Raw genomic sequence first — 18,214 nt, forward strand, 5'->3', positions numbered from 1 at the left:
TTATTTCTACCTGAAAACCGGAGAATTCACTTCCGGGAAGGAATTTGATGATGCTGTGCTGCCATCGGGAAAGAGATAGGGCGATCGGGCACTTTTGTCAATGGCAACCGATTCGGTGGTGAGCAGATATCACAGGCGGATAGTTTCGAGAGGTTATCTTTATTAATTGCCCGTCACTCATCTCGGTTGCAATCACAATATTGCTCTTGCAGGGGAATTGGCGGCGCTGAGTTCTGTACGGCAAGAAATTGTTGCCACAGGCGAGGCATTCTACACTCATGCATCACAGGAACAACCATGTCAGAAACGGAAATTTTTACCCCACAATTGACTGGGGATGGGTCGTTTACCTTTTTTTCGGCGGAATTTGGCGAGGCGTTTCATTCCCATTTTGGCGCGCGACAGGAGGCCCGGGAAAAGTTTGCAGTTCCCACTCAATTAGCAGAAAAAGCCTCGCATCCCATCCTGCGGATAGTTGACATTTGCTATGGATTGGGATATAATACAGCGTCGGCTTTGGAAACTATTTGGGCTGTGAATCCGAAGTGCCGCGTGGAATGGGTGGGATTGGAATTTAATGCAGCAGTGCCGCAAGCTGCGATCGCTCATCATTTATTTGAAAGTTGCCGATCGCCAATTCCGCAGATTCTGGCTCAACTGGCTACCGCACAAGCGGGCGATCGGGTGGCGAACGGGGACAAATTCCAGGGAAAATTGCTCATCGGCGATGCGCGACAAACCATTCAAAAAGTGATTCAATCCAATTTTCTAGCCGATGCAATTTTTCTCGACCCGTTTTCCCCGCCCAATTGTCCGCAACTGTGGACGGTGGAATTTTTACAATTCCTAACGTGCTGTTTGAAACCGACGGGAAGATTGGCAACCTATTCTTGTTCTGCTGCTGTACGAACCGCTTTGATGGCTACAGGTTTACAAATCGGATCGACGCCGCCGGTGGGTCGGCGATCGCCCGGAACCATTGCCAGTTTTACCACGATTGATTTACCGCCACTGTCTCCGCAAGAACGAGAACACCTACACACTCGGGCGGCGATTCCCTATCGCGATCCCCAGTTGTTAGATACTGCTGAAGCAATCCGCCAACGCCGTCAAACCGAACAGGAAGCATCTACCTTGGAACCAACCTCCCGTTGGAAGAAAAGATGGGCGAGTCTGACAAAAAAACCGATCGGGGATCGACCCGAAGTCAAAGGGAGGAGTGAAGAGGGCTAAACCCATTGCGACGCAGTGCGTACGCGGCTTGCTCCAGAAAACCCCGTGGTAAAATCTTAAAAATCTCTGGAGAAAATTTACATTTTGTAACAACTCGGGGGAACCGGGAAATCTCTACCAACGGCGAAGGAAATTTGCGTAAAATAGCGGATTTTAAAACTCAAAGCTCTTGCGGTAATGTCAAAATAGAATTGGTAGCGTCCTTAAAAAACCGATTATGTGAATCGTTCACTCAATCTAGCAGTAGCTTTTACAAATACTCAATCGCAAGGTGTTTGTCCGTGAATTTTATCGATCCAGAACAGTGCAAAATCCTCGTCGTTGACGATCGCAGTGCCAGCCGGATGACGGCGGTGGCCCTTTTGTCGGTGGAAGGGTACGATATTATCGAAGCCGACAGTGGACCGGCGGCGCTTGAAAGCGTCAAGCAAAACAACCCGGATTTGATTTTGCTTGACGTGATGATGCCCGATATGGATGGGTTTGAAGTCTGTCGTCAGCTCAAACAAGCAGAACCGACGCGCCTGATCCCGATCGTTTTTGTGACCGCCTTGAACGATCGGCGATCGCGCATTCGCGGAATTGAAGTCGGCGCAGATGATTTCCTCACCAAACCCTTCGACCACTTAGAACTCACCGCTAGGGTAAAGTCCCTGGTACGGCAAAAGCGGCTCAACGAAGACCTCGACCACGCCGAACAAGCCTTGATTTCCATCGCCCGGACCGTGGAAAGTCGCGACCCGAATACCGGCGACCACTGCGAACGCTTGGTGGCCCGGGGTGAAGCCTTTGGCGAATATCTGGGACTCTCGCGCGCCCAAATTCGCGATTTAATGTGGGGCGGCTATCTGCACGATATCGGGAAAGTGGGCATCCCCGATGCGGTCCTGCTCAAACGGGGGAAACTGACTCCAGAAGAGTGGGAAATCATGCGAGAGCACGTGATTATTGGCGACAAGATTTGCCAACCCCTGCGAACCATGCGCGGGGTGCGTCCGATTATCCGCCATCACCACGAACGGTGGGATGGTAGCGGATATCCCGAGGGGTTGGTCGGGGATGAGATTCCCTTTCTCGCTCAGGTGTTTCAAGCGATTGATATTTACGACGCCCTGACCAGCGAACGTCCTTACAAACCCGCGTTTTCCCCAGAAAAGGCTCTGGAGATTATGGCGGAAGAAACGGAAAGGGGATGGCGCAACCCGAAGTTAATGGAGCGCTTTTGGGAGTTTATCCGCAAAACTGAAATGGGGGATTCTCCTCTGCCTAGGGTGGACAACCGGGTGCTGTCTGCTCGCGATCGCGGCGCGATCGCCCAGGGTTGGTCGATGGCGTCTTCGTAAACCCTTCCCATTTTCCCCTAGGAATGGATCCAATTGTCATCAGGGAGCAGAAAGCGCGATATACTTCGGTGAGAAAGATGGGCTGAGAAAACAATGGTAGCAGTAGCGATTTTAGCCGCAGGACGCGGGACACGCATGAAGTCAGACCTGCCAAAAGTCTTACATCAGTTGGCAGGCCGATCGCTCGTAGAACGGGTACTCGATAGCTTATCGCAAATTCCGCGATCGCGACGTTTGATTATCGTCGGCTATCGAGGCGAACAAGTGCAAACCGCTCTCGAACGATACGACAATCTCGAATTTGTCGAACAAAAAGATCAACTGGGTACGGGTCACGCCATCCAACAACTCCTTCCCCATTTGGAAGGGTTCGAGGGGGATCTGCTCGTCCTGAATGGGGATGTGCCCCTGTTGCGCCCGGAAACCATTCAGATGTTGCTCTCGACCCACAAGGAACAGGGCAATGCCGCAACGATTTTAACCGCCCAAGTGCCGGATCCAAAGGGCTACGGGCGGGTTTTTTGTGACAGCAAACACCAGCTCAAGCAAATCGTTGAAGACCGCGATTGTACGGCGGCACAAAAGCAAAATCGTCGGATTAATGGTGGGGTTTACTGTTTCCATTGGCCGGATTTGGCTAAGGTTTTGCCGTCTTTGAAGTCGGAAAATGACCAGGGAGAATTTTATCTGACCGATGCGGTGAATTATTTGCATCCGGTACGGGTGGTGCAGGTGGAAGATTATCAGGAAATTCTCGGCATTAACGATCGCAAGCAGTTGGCAAAAGCGTATCAAATTTTACAGATGCGGGTTAAGGATGCTTGGATGAGTGCCGGTGTCACCCTGATCGACCCGGATAGCATCACGATTGACGATACGGTGCAGTTGGAATCCGATGCGATCGTGGAACCGCAAACTCACTTGCGCGGCAATACGTTGATTAAATCTGGCAGCCATATCGGTCCGGGTACGACGATTGAAGATAGCGAAATCGGCGAAAATGTGCGGGTGATGTATTCGGTGGTTTCCCACTCTCAGGTGAAGGCGGGCAGTCGAATCGGCCCCTACGCCCACCTGCGCGGCGAGGCTCAAATCGGCGAGTCTTGTCGCATCGGGAATTTTGTAGAGGTCAAGAAAAGCAAAATCGGCGATCGCACCAATGTGGCTCATTTGTCCTACCTGGGCGATACCACCACCGGCGATCGCGTCAATGTGGGCGCGGGCACGATTACCGCCAACTACGATGGGGTACAAAAACATCAAACTCACATCGGCAGCGGTACCAAAACCGGCTCGAATAGCGTGCTGGTCGCTCCCGTCTCTATCGGGGAAAATGTCACCATTGCCGCAGGTTCGACGATAACTAACGACGTACCAGACCATTCCCTGGCGATCGCGCGATCGCGTCAAACCGTCAAACCCGATTGGCAATTGAAACCCAAAGCAGACTAGCGTTTCACCTTGGCGGCAGATCCCCCTCTGCCGCCCCTTTTATCGGTTTTTATATAAAAGCCAAATGCGGGCGATTGAAGGTCGATTGATATCTCGTCAAACGCCAGCGGGCGATTTACACAATTGTGGCCGGAAAAGAACCCCAACAGGGATATCAAATTTTGCTCAGAGAGGAAAGTTCTCCCCTGCTTTCGATGATGCGGCTGCTTCTGCGATCGCCGACTGTGGGGTTCCTGGGCAATACCACCTTGCTAGCGCTTCCGCCAGGGATTCCCCCCACCTTGCGCTCTATTTTCTGCCCGTTTGCCAACCCGATGCGATCGGATAATTTTGCCACTTCCACTGAATTATTTATTGCATTTACAATTTAAAAGTTTCCGATAAACTCTTTTAATTCAATAATTTTTAATACTCAATTACGATAGATGTACAAGATTTTCCTCCGGGGAAAAGCGAGTCTAAATTATTAAGCTTTTTATCAAGGTTGGTGATTGACGAAGGAAATGAGTTTATGATATAGCTGTAGGCGCGATCGCTCTGACTTGGGGTGCCGAAAACGCGCCAGAGCAACCAACCCCTTCCGGAAATGAAATTCCGTTAAATGGAAATTTTCTCCGGGCAGGGAATTTCTGCTATTCTAAGATTCAATCTCCTTCGCTTTGATAAAAATAACCACAGTGTGGGGGCGCTACGCCTAAAACCGGCTTGGGTTTAATCCAGACGGGAAACAGAAAAATCGGTTCTATTCCCCCTCAAACCAGTAGCGAAACTTGTAGGGAGTTCAATGAACCCGACAAACCAGAACTTTTACTGAGGATTGAGACTGAAACATGCTCGCGGACAACTTGCCAACCACTGGATCCAAACCCACCCTCGGCGCTTCGCGACCCATTGCAGACACTGCGATCGCCACAGAGATATCCGGTAGCAGCGAAACGGAAAGTCGCCAACAAGCACAACAGACAATTTGCCCCTATTTTTTCGAGTTAATGAAAACCTGGCCTTCGGAACTGGTCGTATTTGAATTTCAGCGGGTTTTTATACAAGGGGCGAACGAAACGAATATCCACGTCAAACAAGCGGTAGAGCAACTCATCCACTGCGATGACGAAAAAGGATTTCAAACCATCATGGTTCGCTGTTGCTACATTCTAGTCAACAACTGGCAAACGGCCAGAATTTACAAACCCATCAAAGAATTAGTGGAACTGTTCGATCGCCGCAGGATTATCTCTCATCCCGACGCCGAGGGTTCCCAACGTCGGCGCAGTTGGTTGATGAACTTTTGCCACAGTCAAGACTATCAAGAGCTGAAGCGATTTGCGGCGAAATACGACCCGCAAGGAGAGGAAAATTGGAGCGATCGCTATACTTCTTATTTACTGGTCGATCGCTATCTGGACAAAAAGCACTCTAAAGCCCAGCGAGAAGCGGCAAAAGCCCTATCCCACGAACTCAAAAACCGCTTTAAATTCGACCTAGCGATGTACACGGCGCGGTCTCAGTCTACTTTGACCAAAGACAGCGCGATCGCTAATCCCACCAGTTTAGGGGATGAAATTCTGCATTTGGTGAAAACCCTCGTCACCAAACGCGGAACCTTTAGCTATGCCAATTTAGCCAATATTTTTCGCCATCAAATTTCTGGACTTACTTATAAAACCTTTAAACCCGCCCTCGTCAAGTATTTAACTTACTCAATTTACGATAAAACATTTTTAGAAAAAGCGACCAACAAGCTCTCTGAAAAAATAGACCCCCTTTATTCAGACTACGAGGATGAAATTATCAGTCAAGGACTAATTGCGAGAACCTGCAATCGCGTCATAAATTTCCTCATTCTAGAAAACCATCGCGATCCGTCAGAATTATTTATTATTATGCTATCTCAGGGAAACCCACTCACCTTAGTGGTCTTGCTTTTAAAAATTATTTTGATTTCTCCCTCCAGTCAGACGCACCTAGATGCTTGTCTGGCTAAATTAATTCGCTATTACGAAAGTCAGTCGGTGGCAGAATGTCAGTGGTTGCTGAACTTTTTAGATATTTGTCAGATTACCTTTGCCATTCATGCCGACAATGTGGAATATAATCTGGTGCAGATCGAGGAAAAAAAAGGCAACCTAAAGCCAGACTCCAAACGGGGTAACTATCGGATTTTTAGCGTTGCTAAAAAACAGAAAAAATAGAAGAAAAATAGAAGGTCGTCCCTAGATGACACATCCCCCAGAATGGGGAAAACCTGGGTTAGAGTGGGGGTTAAGGGGCGCAAGTTTTGCACCCCAAGCCCAAACGGATGTGGGGAAAAGCGATCGCCGTTCACGATGCTTGTCGCCCCAAACGCCGTCGCCACGCGCGGACAAAGACCAACAGGGGAAACTGATAGTATTCCACCAGCAGCCAAATCACGATCGTGAGATGGGCGAAAAATGCGGAAACGGTCCAAAACTGAGGCAACCAACTCAAACTGCTACCGGGGACCGGGGGAAATATATAGGCAGCGAGTCCCACCACCGTGGGAGGCAATGCCACGATCGCGATCGCCGCAATCCAAATCGGCCACCCCAATTCTACACCGGCACGATGCGCCCCTTGCCATCGGCGACCATTCCAATACCAAGTCAGGGGCAGGGAACTATCGGCCAATTTCACCGAGTTATTCTCGATGTCTGCACTAAAAATGTGGTTGCAAAACTGACAGCCAAAGGCATCCATCATCGGCAGTTCGGAAATTTTGCCGTAGCGACAAACCGGGCAGTGATAAACCCCCCGATAGCTCAACGGCATCGGTTCTGGCATAGAATCGCGCGATCGCCCTGACTCTCCATTTCGGCGAAAAATCGGTTGGGTCACGTCACCCCTCCTTCTGTGATGGCAAAATTACATTCTGGCAATTTTTCGTTCTATTATGAAACACACTTGCCCGCCCTAGAGACCCGGTGGCGATCGCCCCCAAAGCGTTTCGCGAAGTAAACCAGCGGATTTTTCCCGCACAAAAGTCCTGCATTGACCCGACGAAACCCCCAAAAACAAATAGAGACGCGATAACCGCGTCTCCACTCAACATCCACCTTATCCGGATGATGACTTAGTTAAAGATTTTTTGGCCTCCAGGCTAACCCGGGTTACTTGCTGGCATGATATTCGCGAAACGACTTGTAGGCGTTATCCGCATCATACAGATGACACTTGTCCGTAATCTCCTTCATCAAAGACCAGGAAAAGCGAGTTTCCTTGAGATATTCGCCCCAGTTTTCTTGCAAACTGCGATGTGCCTGGCGCAAATTGTAAGACGGAATTGCCGTAGAAACGTGATGAGGAACGTGAACGTTAATATCGTGGCAGAGGAATTCCACCCACCAGGGATAGTCGCAGTGAACCGAACCGCTTAACTGCGCTTTCGCTTCATTCCACTCCTCGGGCATCGCAAAAGAGATATCTGTCGCCGTGTGGTGAACGATGGTAAAGGTACTCATCCAGAAATGGTACACCAACCAAGGGAGCAACCAAAACTTCACAAATCCCCAAATGCCAGTGGTGGCAATTAACACCGGGAAGGCGATCGCCGCCCCCGCGATAACCACCAACGCAGAAAACTTCACCTGTTCGCGCTGTTTCCCCGTAAAGGGTCGCCAGTCAAAGTGCAAAAACGCCCAGTGAGTGATAGATCCTATCCACCAAAACCGTCCCCGCAGTCGGCGATAAAACCACCGGATGCCGCTAGGGGTGCGATCGTAATCCTCAGTAGTCCAAGGTTCCCACGCATTGTCCTCGAACAGTTTATTCGTGTGTTTGTGGTGGTAATTGTGACCGATGCGCCATCCATGAAAGGGATAAATTAATGGCAACATCGTCAAATGTCCCACCAAATCGTTCACCCATTTGCGATGGGCGAAAGAGCGGTGACCGCAATCATGCCCGATCACAAAAAATCCCGTCAACGCCGTTCCCGCAAACACCCAAGCTACGGGTAATAAAAACCACGGAGAAATCGCGATCGCCCAGTAGCCCACCCCTACCAGCAAAACATTGACCGCTACCTTAGTCCAAGCTTTACGCCGATTTTGGATAAATACCTCTTTCGGCAGGGTTTTTATTATATCTCTCAGGCGAAAATCTGACTCGATTGCCTCGGATTTCAACGGCTGAGGTTTTAACGTTGATGCAGTCATTTATAAACCAATCTTCTCCGGTCTCTAGGTCTTGCCAATCATTCAATTTCAGCACATCCAACGCCTGCTAACCCATCAGAAGTCGCAGGCAGTGCGTACTTTCTCCGTTACAGAAATGCCGAGTTCCGGAATAGTCGGTAGCTTGTCCTATCCATCCCGAGAGTTCATACTCCTGCGGCACCTCAGAAAACTTTCATTTTTATAACACATCTCTCCTCAATCTGCCGGAATTTTTTCCATAACTTTTGCCAATCTGCTGTTTCGATCCCCTGCATGGAGGTGTGGCGCTTTGGCCCGATCGCCCCTGAAAACCCCTGCCGGTCTTCTCTCGCTTTCCCCCCGCGATCGCCGCCCCCAAAAAAAATTTTTTCTCAGAAAGTCTCCCAGCTATTTCTTAATATAAAATTTATTTTTTTACCTTGACAATCCCTTAATTCTATGCAGCGATTCTCAGCCGAAAAATTTCCCCCAGACAAACCGATAAAATTTCTCAGAATTGACCGATTTTATGCTAAAGTCTATTTCACTCAATCCTATTTAATTTTGTTATCTTTCCACTGATTCGCGCAATGGGATTCCTTCCCCGACCCCCTAAAAATCCTATTTTGGGATTTTATGCGGCATAAAAAATAACCCAGCGCGATCGCGCAGGTCCGGGTAAAGGCATGGGGCGATCGCGCCTGGTTGGGGGGGGGAGTACGGGGCGCATCCACCGGGGAATCGGCACTCAGTGCCCCATTCCCCGATATAGAGTGCCATTCTCGCGCTCGATGCGCCGCTTGTTTCCCAGAGGCAGCACTATTCTGACAGCGCCGATCCCGAGTTGGACTGGGGCAACTGCTGCTTTTGCTGTTTGAGCGTTTGCAACTGTTGCAGCAGATAGTCTGCTTCTGCCTGCAAGTGCAGGAATTTCACTTGCTGATGAACCTGATAGACAGACTTCAGCTTTTGCACGATGCGATCGCCGTCGGTACTACGGGCGCGACCTTGGGCGGAGGTTCCCGACGTCACCGCATTGGGATTACTCTGCAGGCTCTCAGACTTGGATCGGCTAGATAGAACAGTGGGCATCAGTCGTTCGTTAGTGATTTCTGCTTACTCTCAAACCAAAGTTTAATTTTATCTTAATTCTCAGAGAAAAAAGCAGCCGATATATCAATATTTCTAATAGGCAAGGAGTTCTGGGTTGATTGCCCGAGTGTCGGTCATCCTCCCCCACCGCCCGTAGGTAGGCAAGGCAGTAGATTACCTCAGTTCCCCCCGCCAGATGCACCTGCAACTTTGGCGCGATCGCCGAATCATCTTGTCCCCCAGTATGCAACGGGGACTCTCGCGCTAAACTGAGATCGGACTGATAAGTTTGTCTGAAGTGCAATTAAATTAACCAAGGTGACGCTTAGTTCTTCTACCCCTGCTTCCCCAGATTCCGGTTCACTTTCCAACAGTGACCCAATTCGACCTGCCGGCTGGCCCGGTTTGCTCGAAACGTACCGCGAGTATCTCCCCGTGAGCGATCGCACCCCCATCGTGACCCTGCAAGAAGGCAACACCCCCCTAATTCCCGTCCCGGCGATCGCCGAGATCGTGGGCAAACAGGTGGAAGTGTACGTCAAATACGATGGTCTCAACCCCACCGGCAGTTTTAAAGATCGGGGGATGACGATGGCCATTTCCAAAGCCAAAGAAGAAGGATCCGAGGCAGTGATTTGTGCCAGTACCGGCAACACCTCCGCTTCCGCCGCCGCTTATGCCAGACGCGGTGGAATGCGCGCCTTCGTCCTGATTCCCGATGGCTATGTGGCCCTCGGCAAACTCGCCCAAGCATTAGTCTACGGCGCAGAAGTATTGGCCATCAAAGGTAACTTCGATCGCGCCCTAGAAATCGTGCGCGAGATGGCCGATCGCTATCCCGTGACGTTAGTCAATTCCCTCAATCCCTATCGCCTCGAAGGACAAAAAACCGGTGCATTTGAAGTCGTGGATGTGCTCGGCAACGCCCCCGACTGGCTGTGCATTCCCGTAGGCAATGCCGGCAACATCAGCGCCTATTGGATGGGATTTTGCCAGTACAAACAAGCCGGCAAATGCGATCGCCTGCCGCAAATGATGGGCTTTCAAGCTGCCGGTTCCGCCCCCATCGTTCAGGGATCCCCCGTGTCCAATCCCGAAACCATCGCCACCGCCATCCGCATCGGCAACCCCGCCAGTTGGGAAAAAGCGATCGCCGCCGCCGAAGCCTCTCGAGGCGGTTTCACTGCCGTTACCGACGAGGAAATTCTCCACGCCTATCGCCTCCTCGCCTCCCAAGAAGGCGTATTTTGCGAACCCGCCTCCGCCGCCTCCGTCGCCGGCTTGCTAAAAGTCAAAGATCGGGTACCCACCGGTGCTAAAATCGTCTGCGTCCTCACTGGCAACGGACTCAAAGACCCAGATACCGCCATCAAACACTGCAACAACGCCTTCAAACAGGGAATTGAGCCGGAAATCGAAGCCGTGGCCAAAGTGATGGGTTTTTAAGAACTAAGAATTAAGAATGCAGAATACAGGATTAATTTGGCCATTCGCACTTCTTAATTTTTAACCCTTCTCCAGTCTCAAGTCTCAATTCCCCCCGCTTTCCTCATGGTTCGATTGCTTTTCCGGGGAAGTGGGGGGATGAATTCCTTTTAAAGATTGGAACAAGTCCAGATTCGGACCGCCCTTTCCGGACGATTGGCCTTTTTTGAGCAGTTCCACCGTATCGCCAAGGGCAGAAGTTAAACTGGCGCGAGTTTGTTCGTGGGCGACTTTTTCGGCTTCCAGGGCATCCGAGAGACGAGACACCTCTTGCCGCGCCCGATCGCGATCGCGCAGGACCTCAATCAGTTTAGCTTTTAACCCTTCATCATCCAGTTGCGAGAGTTCCGAGGCCAATTGGGACGCAGTAGAACCCGACGAGGCATCCCCGGCGGATTTGCCCTGCATGTCCTCGAGTTGCGATCGCAACTGAGCGATCGCCGTTTGATGTTGCTGAACCTCACTGCGGCGCTGCTGAGCCTCCTTATTGTACAGTTCCCGCCAGCGATCGGTACTGCCATGAGCCTTTTGCAACTCTTGTTGCAGCTCAGCTAACTGCTGTTTGAGCGATTTAATTTCTTCCAACCACTGCGAAACATCTCCAGCCATCTGTTTCCCCTCCCCTGCGATCGTCCAGATTTATCCCCCATTCCTCGGGGGATGCACTAAAGTGAATCAATTCGATGATGCGCTATGACTAATGACAGAGCGATCGTCCGGTAACTGACCCCACGTCAGGTTATTTAGAAGTCACCCCCATTATCCCCATGCGATTTGCAAGTTTTTTTCGGTTCTTGCGAGCGAGAAATTGGGCAGCCCTGCGGGAGGATATCAACCGCTTCCTCGAGCGGCGGCCTAGATTAGTGAAATTTGGCCGAAAAGCTGCCAAAATTATCTTATCGTTATTTAAGCAAATTGGGAAGCTGCTGCGCTGGCTGGGAACGCCAATCGTCAGCTTTTTTAACTTTTTTCTGTACTTAAATTTTTCCACAGTGCGCCAGATCGTCGATCGCGTGGGAAAACAGCGATTAACCGGCCTGTCGGCAGAGATAGCCTTTCATGCAATGTTATCCCTGTTTCCCGCCTTATTGGCAGTGATTGCGGCGATCGGGCTATTTGAACCGTTACAATCTACCCTGTTCAATTTGGGGCGACAACTTGCCGAAGTGATTCCGGAACAAGTGTGGGACATGATTACCAGCTTGATCCGAGAAATTTTGCAAAGTCGCAATCAAGAGGTCTTTTCCGTGGGGTTTTTGGGAACGCTGTGGGTATTTTCCGGGGCGATCGGGGCCGGAATTGCCGCCCTCGATCGCATTCATCAAATCCCCATCGAAGAAGCCAGACCTTTTTGGAAAGCCAAACTCGTCTCCATCGCCCTGGCGATCGGCACCATTATTTTGCTGATTGTCGCCTGTTTTTTGGTATTTATCAGCGATTGGGTGGTGCAGTTGCTCGCCCGTCGCACCTGCCTGCTAGAATCCGGTCAGGATTGTTTGCGCGAGTCCGGTTTGCTGTGCTTGTTGCAGCCTTTGCCCAGTTGCGAATTAGAATCGCGACTGCTAGAAGTGTGGCATTTTTGGAGTCGCCCTCTCACCTTGCTGATCGTGTCGGCGGCGTTTGCCTTTTTGTATTTCTTTGGTCCGTCTCATCGCCGTCACGATACGCCCCTGATTCCGGGAGCGGTGGTGGCGGCCCTGTTGTGGGCGCTGATTTCGAGTTTATTTCGCCTGTACGTGTCTCATTTTGGCAATTACAACCGCACCTATGGTGCAGTGGGAACTATCGTGATTTTGCAACTGTGGCTTTACCTGAGTTCTTTGGTGGTGTTATTGGGTGCTCAGTTAAACGTCAGCGTCGGGGAAGCCATGCGGCGGAAAAAAGCCCGGAGACATCGCCACTGAAATGGGCACAAATGCGGGCAATTCTCTGGCCGATTAGCGCTGTTTGAGGACGATTAACGTAATGTCATCGTCAGGTTTACGATCGCCCATGTGCTGTTGCAGGTCCGCGATCGCCGCTGCTTTAATCTGGGCCGCACTCTCTTGGCGATGGTCTCGCACCACTTGAATGAATCGCTCTAATCCATACAGGCGATCGCCACTGGCATCTAACGCTTCGGTAATCCCATCGGTGTAGAGTACCACCACATCCCCCGGATTCAATTTCACTTCCGTTTCCGCAATAAAATCGGCAATATCCGACTCTAACCCCACCGGAAAACCCAAATCCATCGTGTCGATTCGTTCCACTTCCCCACTCGATCGCACCAAGATAACTTCTTCATGCTGTCCGCTCAAGCGCAAGCAATTTTGTTCGTAATCGATTAACGACAGGGTAAGGGTTTTATCGCTATTCATCCGCAATACATTTTCGTAAAGGGTTTGATTCAGGGTTTGCAAAAATTTCACTGCATCGGTTTCCCGGTGGGTAAACAGGGAGCGAATGGCGGTTTGCGCCATCATCATTAATACCCCACTTTCTAATCCATGTCCCGTCACGTCCCCAATGCCAATTTTCACTCGCCCTTCATGTTGGAGAATGTCGTAATAATCTCCCCCCACTTCATCGGCACTTTCCATAAATGCTGCAATATCTAACCCGGCGATCGCCTCTAATTCCGCTGGTTTCGGCAAAATCATCTGCTGCAGACGCCGCGTCACGTCTAATTCCGCCGACATCCGCAAATTTTCGGCTTTCAACCGCTCGTTTAAAACGGTAATTTCTTGATTCGCCAGCTCCAGGTTCTCGTTTGCTGCAGCTAATTGCGCGGTTCGTTCGATGACTTTTTGTTCCAGGGTTTGATAAAGCAGGGCATTTTCAATCGAAATCGCTGCTTGGGCGGAGAGGATGCTTAGCACTTCTAAACGCTGTGGGGTAAAGGCATCGGCAACTAGATTGTTTTCTAAATAAATCATGCCGATGAGTTTGCCTTGATTGAGAATTGGCGCACATAAAACCGACTGGGATTGATGGGCAATAATATAAGGGTCTGCGGTAAAGTTTCCCTCGGCGCTGGCATCGCTTAGAACCACACTTTCTCCAGTGCGAGCTACATAATTGATAATCGATTGCGGGAGAATGTCAGCTTGTTGAATGGGCACGGAGTTCAGCACTTGGATTTCCCCATCGACTTCTCGCGCCGCTTCGATGGTTAATTGGCCATTTTGAGATAAAATCAAACTGCCTTTTTGTGCCCCGGCATTTTCAATCGCGATCGCCATCAGTTTGGAGAGCAAGGCGGATAAAACCACCTCGCTGGAAATCGCTTGGCTGGCTTTCATTACTGTGGCAAAATCCAGATCCGAATCCTGATGCGCCCCAGACGTTTGGGTGATAGATTTTTTGGACAATTGCCGCGAAGATTGCTTTTGACTAACGACTTGGGGATAGTTTCGTTCTAATTCTTCCAGTTTGCGCTGAGCGCCCCAGAGTTGATAGCCATAGTAAGCTTTTTTCAGATAAATTGTGGCAAAATCTTCTTTACCCCGCTGTCGCCAAAATTTAGCCGCAAGTTCGTTGGCTAAAGCTTCGTAGTGGATAAATTCATTTTCTCCGGCGGATGCAATGGCGCGATCGTACAGTTCCATCGCCTCTAAATCCCGCCCTTCTATCCGCGCAATTTCCGCCTCGACTAGCAGATATTTATGGAGGAAGTTCTCCGGGCAGTTATCCGCCCAGATTTTCATCTGCTGTTGATTGCTGGCGATGGTTTCGGGATACTCTTGTGTTTCGGTTTCGCTCGCCGTGGCATAGAGTCTCGCGAAAATGAGAGACTGATAAAAATTAATGTCGGCAACGAGAATGCCTCCCGTGATAAATTTCTGGTATTGATGGCCAATTGCAATGGATTCTTTAGCTAAAGATAGCTCGCCATCTAAATAGAGAGCAAGGGCATTGAAGGTATGATAAACGCACAGCGGCTGGAAACTGTGATGAGATTCGCAATCAAACAAAAATTGTTCTTCAGTTAGCGCAGTTTGCTCCAACTCCGACTGTTCCTGGTTTTGCCCAATCAACTTTAAACTCACAAGCTTAATTGCCAACAGTTCGTCAATCGACCATTGATTGTTAGTTCGATAAGTAAAAGGCAGAAATTCCTCGATATTTGCCAGGAGATTCAGCAGGTTATTTCCTTGACAAAAATGATGGACACTTCTACAATGGAGAAGAAACCCTGCATATTGCAACTCTCCCACAGCCAAGCCGGCTTGATAGGCTTCGTCAAAGATAGCCTCGGATTGCTTTAAGGGTTTAAACCAGTGATTGGTAACGTATCCAAAAATCAGGCCATCTTTACACTTTAAGGTCAAGTTATTAAACTTGTCGGAAAGCTGTAAGGCTAACTGGCACAGTTCGTAGGCTAATTTATAATTGCCCAGGGCCGAACCGACGATATTGCTATAATTAGAATACACCATTGAGGAGTCTCTGCAATGGCCGTAATCCAAAGAGAAATTAACCACCTTGGTAGAAACGACGGTAAACAGGTCGTAATCGGAAGCAAAAGTGCTGGTAATTAGGTTAACGAGCAATTTCAGGGCGATAATATGTTCCGGATTTTGCATGTGCGGTGCATCGAGGAGAGCGGAGACATCGCGATCGCTCAGGCGGGTTTGGATGCGGGCGAGTTCCGCCTCAAATGCCGCCTTCAAATCGGTTTCGGGCAATTCAATTCCCAACAGCTTCAGCGCGGTTTTCCCCGTTTCAATGGCGGCGGGGTAATTGGCAGTTACGGTGTACTGCAACACCAGCAGATGGTAAATTTCTGCTTTTTCCAGAGTGGTTTTGGCTTCGGCGAGCAATAGATTAATCAGTTCGCGCGATCGCTCGATATTGCCATTCAAATATTCCACCTCTGCCAGTTCTTTGTGCAGCGCAAAGGTTAACTCGTAGTGCTGCACCCACGCCTGTGCCGGTAAGCAGGCAATTCCGGCATGTAAATATTCCAGAGACGCTGCATAAGCCGTCGCATCTTTCGCTTTTTGGGCAGCAGATAAATTGAGCCTTGCTAATTCAATGCTTTCGGATTCGGTGTCGATTAAATCCGCAGCACAGTTCAGATGACCGACAATTTCAAACAGGTTCGTGCCCAATTCATTGGCGGGAGTATTTTTCAACAACAAGCCGCCAATTTTATGATGCACCGCCCGTTTCACATCCTCCGCAATCAGTTCGTAAGCCGCCTGCTGGACGCGATCGTGAACGAATTGGTAGCGAACCGCCAAGCGATCGCGATCGGTAAATTCCACAAACTTATAATCCTCACCCAGCGCTACAATCAATCCCCCTTTCACCGCACTAAAAATTCTGCGCGCAATCGTTTCTGGCTGTTCTTCCGTCACCACTGCCAAAGTTTGCAAGTCGAATTGATTCCCAATACAGGCGGCAATTTTGAGAATATCCTGGGTTTCCTCCCCTAGCTTTTGAATTTTTCCCGCCATCAATTCCACCACATTATCGGTGATTTGAGCGGTTTGAATGCTCCCTAACTCCCACTGCCAACCGCCGCCAGTTCTTCCGATATTGCCCTTATCTCCCTCAGAATATGCCCCAGAAGGATACTCAAAATATAACAATTCATCAGCATAAAGCGAGGTGAGAAATTCCTTCATAAAAAAGGGATTTCCCTGAGTTTTCTGGAACACCAGTCCCGCCAATTCCGCAGTTTCTTCTGTGGTGCAGCGCAGGGTATCTGCAATCGACTGGTTCACCGTTTCTCCCGACAGCGGTGGCAGAGAAATCTGATGGACAATTGCCCCGGATTGGCGAATGTTTTCCAGCGCCAAACTCAAGGGATGAGTGGCACTCACTTCATTATCCCGATAGGCTCCAATAAAAAATAAATAGTTCAGTTCCGATTCGCTCATCAGCAGTTGAATCAATTTCAGCGAAGCGGAATCCACCCATTGCAAATCGTCGAGAAACAGCACTAGGGGATGTTCTTTTTGGGCGAAGACTTTAACGAAATTGAGAAATACTAAATTAAAGCGGTTTTGCGCCTCCGTGGCACCCAGTTCTTCCACTGGCGGTTGAGGACCGATAATCAGTTCCACATCTGGGATGGCATCGATGATAATTTGAGCGTTGACGCCTAGGGCCGCCAGCAGGCGATCGCGCCACTGTTGGATTTGCGATTCGCTTTCGGTTAATATCTGGGCGATCGCCGCCGAAAATGCCTGCACGATACCCGTATAAGGAATATTGCGCTGCAACTGGTCGAATTTCCCCCCGATAAAATACCCGCGATAGGCAGTAATCGGTTTGTAAATTTCTTGCACTAAAGCCGATTTTCCAATTCCGGAATAGCCGGCAATCAGCATCATTTCGCTGTGCGCCGCATCTGTCCCTTCCCCGATCGCGCGCTGAAATGCTGCCAGTAAGGTCTCGATTTCTGCTTCTCTACCGTACAGTTTTTCCGGAATCTGAAAGCGATCGTAAAGCTCTTGTGTCCCCAACGGAAACTCGTCAATACGTCCCGTTTCTCGTAACTGCGATCGACAGATTTCTAAATCCGCTTGAATTCCATAAGCACTTTGATACCGTTCTTCTGCCGTTTTCGCCATCAGTTTCATCACGATATCGGACAGCGCTTTAGGAATGGTTTCATCTACCTCGCAGGGAGAAATCGGATATTTTGCCAAATGACAGTGGACTAATTCCATCACATCGCTGACCTCAAAGGGCAAGGAATGGGTCAGTAATTGGTAAAAGGTAGCCCCGAGGGAATAAAAGTCCGTTCGGTAATTCACGCAGCGATTCATTCTCCCGGTTTGTTCCGGTGACATATAGGCCAGGGTTCCCTCTAATTTTTGGGGATTTCTTAAGGTAGTATTTTCGCGGGATAACACGGTGGAAATCCCGAAGTCTATCAGTTTTAACTGGCCAGTTTCGGGGTGGTAAATGATATTTGCCGGGTTGATATCCTTGTGCAGAATATCGGCTTGATGAATTTGCCCTAAACTTTCGGCACTTTTTATCGCAATATCCAAAAACTCGGCTAGCTCGAATCGGCGCAATTCAAGCAATTTTGCCAAGGATTTTCCGCCAAAATCCTCTAGCACCATCACCAGGAAATTTTGCGATTTTTCTAAGCTATATGCCCGAACAACTCCCTCTAGGTTCTGGAGAGTGCGAGTGATTTCATATTCCCGTTTGTAGCGCTTCAGTTTGTCCGGGTCTGGATAATCTTCTGAGAGACGTTTGAGGATGACCGATTCCCCGTCGGCGTCTCGGCGCGCCCGATAGACAATGGAATTATCGCTGTTATAGATTGATTCTAGGATAGTGTAGCCAGAAATTTTCAGCATGATGTTACGTTTATTGCGATGAGTGAAAAAGTTATGCGGTGAAATTGTCGTTTTCACCCGGAACAAGGCAATCTGAAAGGTGAAACTGGCCAGGCGATCGCTCCAGTCAAATTAAATTTAGCGGTGCAAGCGATCGCCCCCTTATTAT

Annotated in this window: 12 protein-coding genes; 7 read left to right on the forward strand and 5 right to left on the reverse strand. The window is 49.6% G+C overall.

The window, feature by feature from the left end; translation table 11 throughout:
* The first annotated feature begins 297 nt into the window (after nt 1–297).
* The 5 genes from AC0QH1_RS10750 (at nt 298) to AC0QH1_RS10770 (ending at nt 6,217) form a co-directional block, all read left to right on the forward strand.
* The gene (locus AC0QH1_RS10750; RefSeq protein ID WP_324631088.1) at nt 298–1,233 is read left to right on the forward strand and encodes a tRNA (5-methylaminomethyl-2-thiouridine)(34)-methyltransferase MnmD; all 936 of its coding nucleotides are present in this window, start codon (nt 298–300) and stop codon (nt 1,231–1,233) included.
* Nucleotides 1,234–1,514: 281 nt separating this feature from the next.
* Entirely contained in the window at nt 1,515–2,576 is a 1,062-nt protein-coding gene (locus AC0QH1_RS10755; RefSeq protein ID WP_324631089.1) for a two-component system response regulator, read from the forward strand.
* A gap of 93 nt (nt 2,577–2,669) precedes the next feature.
* Entirely contained in the window at nt 2,670–4,028 is a 1,359-nt protein-coding gene (glmU, locus tag AC0QH1_RS10760; protein ID WP_324631090.1) for a bifunctional UDP-N-acetylglucosamine diphosphorylase/glucosamine-1-phosphate N-acetyltransferase GlmU, read from the forward strand.
* A 125-nt stretch (nt 4,029–4,153) separates the two neighbouring features.
* Complete coding sequence (locus AC0QH1_RS10765; protein ID WP_324631091.1) at nt 4,154–4,399, forward strand: hypothetical protein; 246 nt, start codon at nt 4,154–4,156, stop codon at nt 4,397–4,399.
* 459 nt (nt 4,400–4,858) lie between these two features.
* Nucleotides 4,859–6,217 carry a hypothetical protein gene (locus AC0QH1_RS10770; RefSeq protein ID WP_324631092.1) on the forward strand — a complete coding sequence of 453 codons (1,359 nt, stop codon included), beginning with the start codon at nt 4,859–4,861 and terminating at the stop codon, nt 6,215–6,217.
* A gap of 130 nt (nt 6,218–6,347) precedes the next feature.
* Here AC0QH1_RS10770 and AC0QH1_RS10775 read toward each other — a convergent pair whose 3' ends face one another.
* The 3 genes from AC0QH1_RS10775 to AC0QH1_RS10785 form a co-directional block, all read right to left on the reverse strand.
* Entirely contained in the window at nt 6,348–6,881 is a 534-nt protein-coding gene (locus tag AC0QH1_RS10775; RefSeq protein ID WP_324631094.1) for a hypothetical protein, read from the reverse strand.
* Between the two features lie 272 nt (nt 6,882–7,153).
* A complete protein-coding gene (locus tag AC0QH1_RS10780) occupies nt 7,154–8,200 on the reverse strand; it encodes a fatty acid desaturase (RefSeq protein WP_324631095.1) in 1,047 nt (348 codons plus the stop codon).
* A gap of 798 nt (nt 8,201–8,998) precedes the next feature.
* Entirely contained in the window at nt 8,999–9,271 is a 273-nt protein-coding gene (locus tag AC0QH1_RS10785) for a hypothetical protein (RefSeq protein ID WP_324631096.1), read from the reverse strand.
* A 381-nt stretch (nt 9,272–9,652) separates the two neighbouring features.
* Between AC0QH1_RS10785 and thrC the strand changes: the two genes are divergently transcribed.
* Nucleotides 9,653–10,717, forward strand: a complete 1,065-nt coding sequence (gene thrC / locus AC0QH1_RS10790; protein WP_324631126.1) for a threonine synthase — start codon at nt 9,653–9,655, stop codon at nt 10,715–10,717.
* Nucleotides 10,718–10,801: 84 nt separating this feature from the next.
* On the opposite strand, the gene AC0QH1_RS10795 is transcribed toward thrC, so the two are convergent.
* The gene (locus tag AC0QH1_RS10795; protein WP_324631097.1) at nt 10,802–11,365 is read right to left on the reverse strand and encodes a hypothetical protein; all 564 of its coding nucleotides are present in this window, start codon (nt 11,363–11,365) and stop codon (nt 10,802–10,804) included.
* A 158-nt stretch (nt 11,366–11,523) separates the two neighbouring features.
* Here AC0QH1_RS10795 and AC0QH1_RS10800 point away from each other — a divergent pair, with 158 nt between their 5' ends.
* The gene (locus AC0QH1_RS10800; RefSeq protein ID WP_324631098.1) at nt 11,524–12,660 is read left to right on the forward strand and encodes a YihY/virulence factor BrkB family protein; all 1,137 of its coding nucleotides are present in this window, start codon (nt 11,524–11,526) and stop codon (nt 12,658–12,660) included.
* Nucleotides 12,661–12,693: 33 nt separating this feature from the next.
* Here the strand turns inward: AC0QH1_RS10800 and AC0QH1_RS10805 are convergent, their stop codons facing one another.
* Entirely contained in the window at nt 12,694–18,066 is a 5,373-nt protein-coding gene (locus tag AC0QH1_RS10805) for an AAA family ATPase (protein WP_324631099.1), read from the reverse strand.
* Nucleotides 18,067–18,214: the final 148 nt, after the last annotated feature.

The organism is Phormidium sp. CCY1219 (genome assembly GCF_055795085.1).

Excerpts from the sequence above, each read along its gene's own strand:
- AC0QH1_RS10750 (WP_324631088.1), top strand. The coding sequence starts at position 298 with ATGTCAGAAACGGAAATTTTTACCCCACAATTGACTGGGGATGGGTCG.
- glmU (WP_324631090.1), top strand. The coding sequence starts at position 2,670 with ATGGTAGCAGTAGCGATTTTAGCCGCAGGACGCGGGACACGCATGAAG.
- AC0QH1_RS10770 (WP_324631092.1), top strand. The coding sequence starts at position 4,859 with ATGCTCGCGGACAACTTGCCAACCACTGGATCCAAACCCACCCTCGGC.
- AC0QH1_RS10780 (WP_324631095.1), bottom strand. The coding sequence starts at position 8,200 with ATGACTGCATCAACGTTAAAACCTCAGCCGTTGAAATCCGAGGCAATC.
- AC0QH1_RS10785 (WP_324631096.1), bottom strand. The coding sequence starts at position 9,271 with ATGCCCACTGTTCTATCTAGCCGATCCAAGTCTGAGAGCCTGCAGAGT.
- AC0QH1_RS10795 (WP_324631097.1), bottom strand. The coding sequence starts at position 11,365 with ATGGCTGGAGATGTTTCGCAGTGGTTGGAAGAAATTAAATCGCTCAAA.
- AC0QH1_RS10800 (WP_324631098.1), top strand. The coding sequence starts at position 11,524 with ATGCGATTTGCAAGTTTTTTTCGGTTCTTGCGAGCGAGAAATTGGGCA.
- AC0QH1_RS10805 (WP_324631099.1), bottom strand. The coding sequence starts at position 18,066 with ATGCTGAAAATTTCTGGCTACACTATCCTAGAATCAATCTATAACAGC.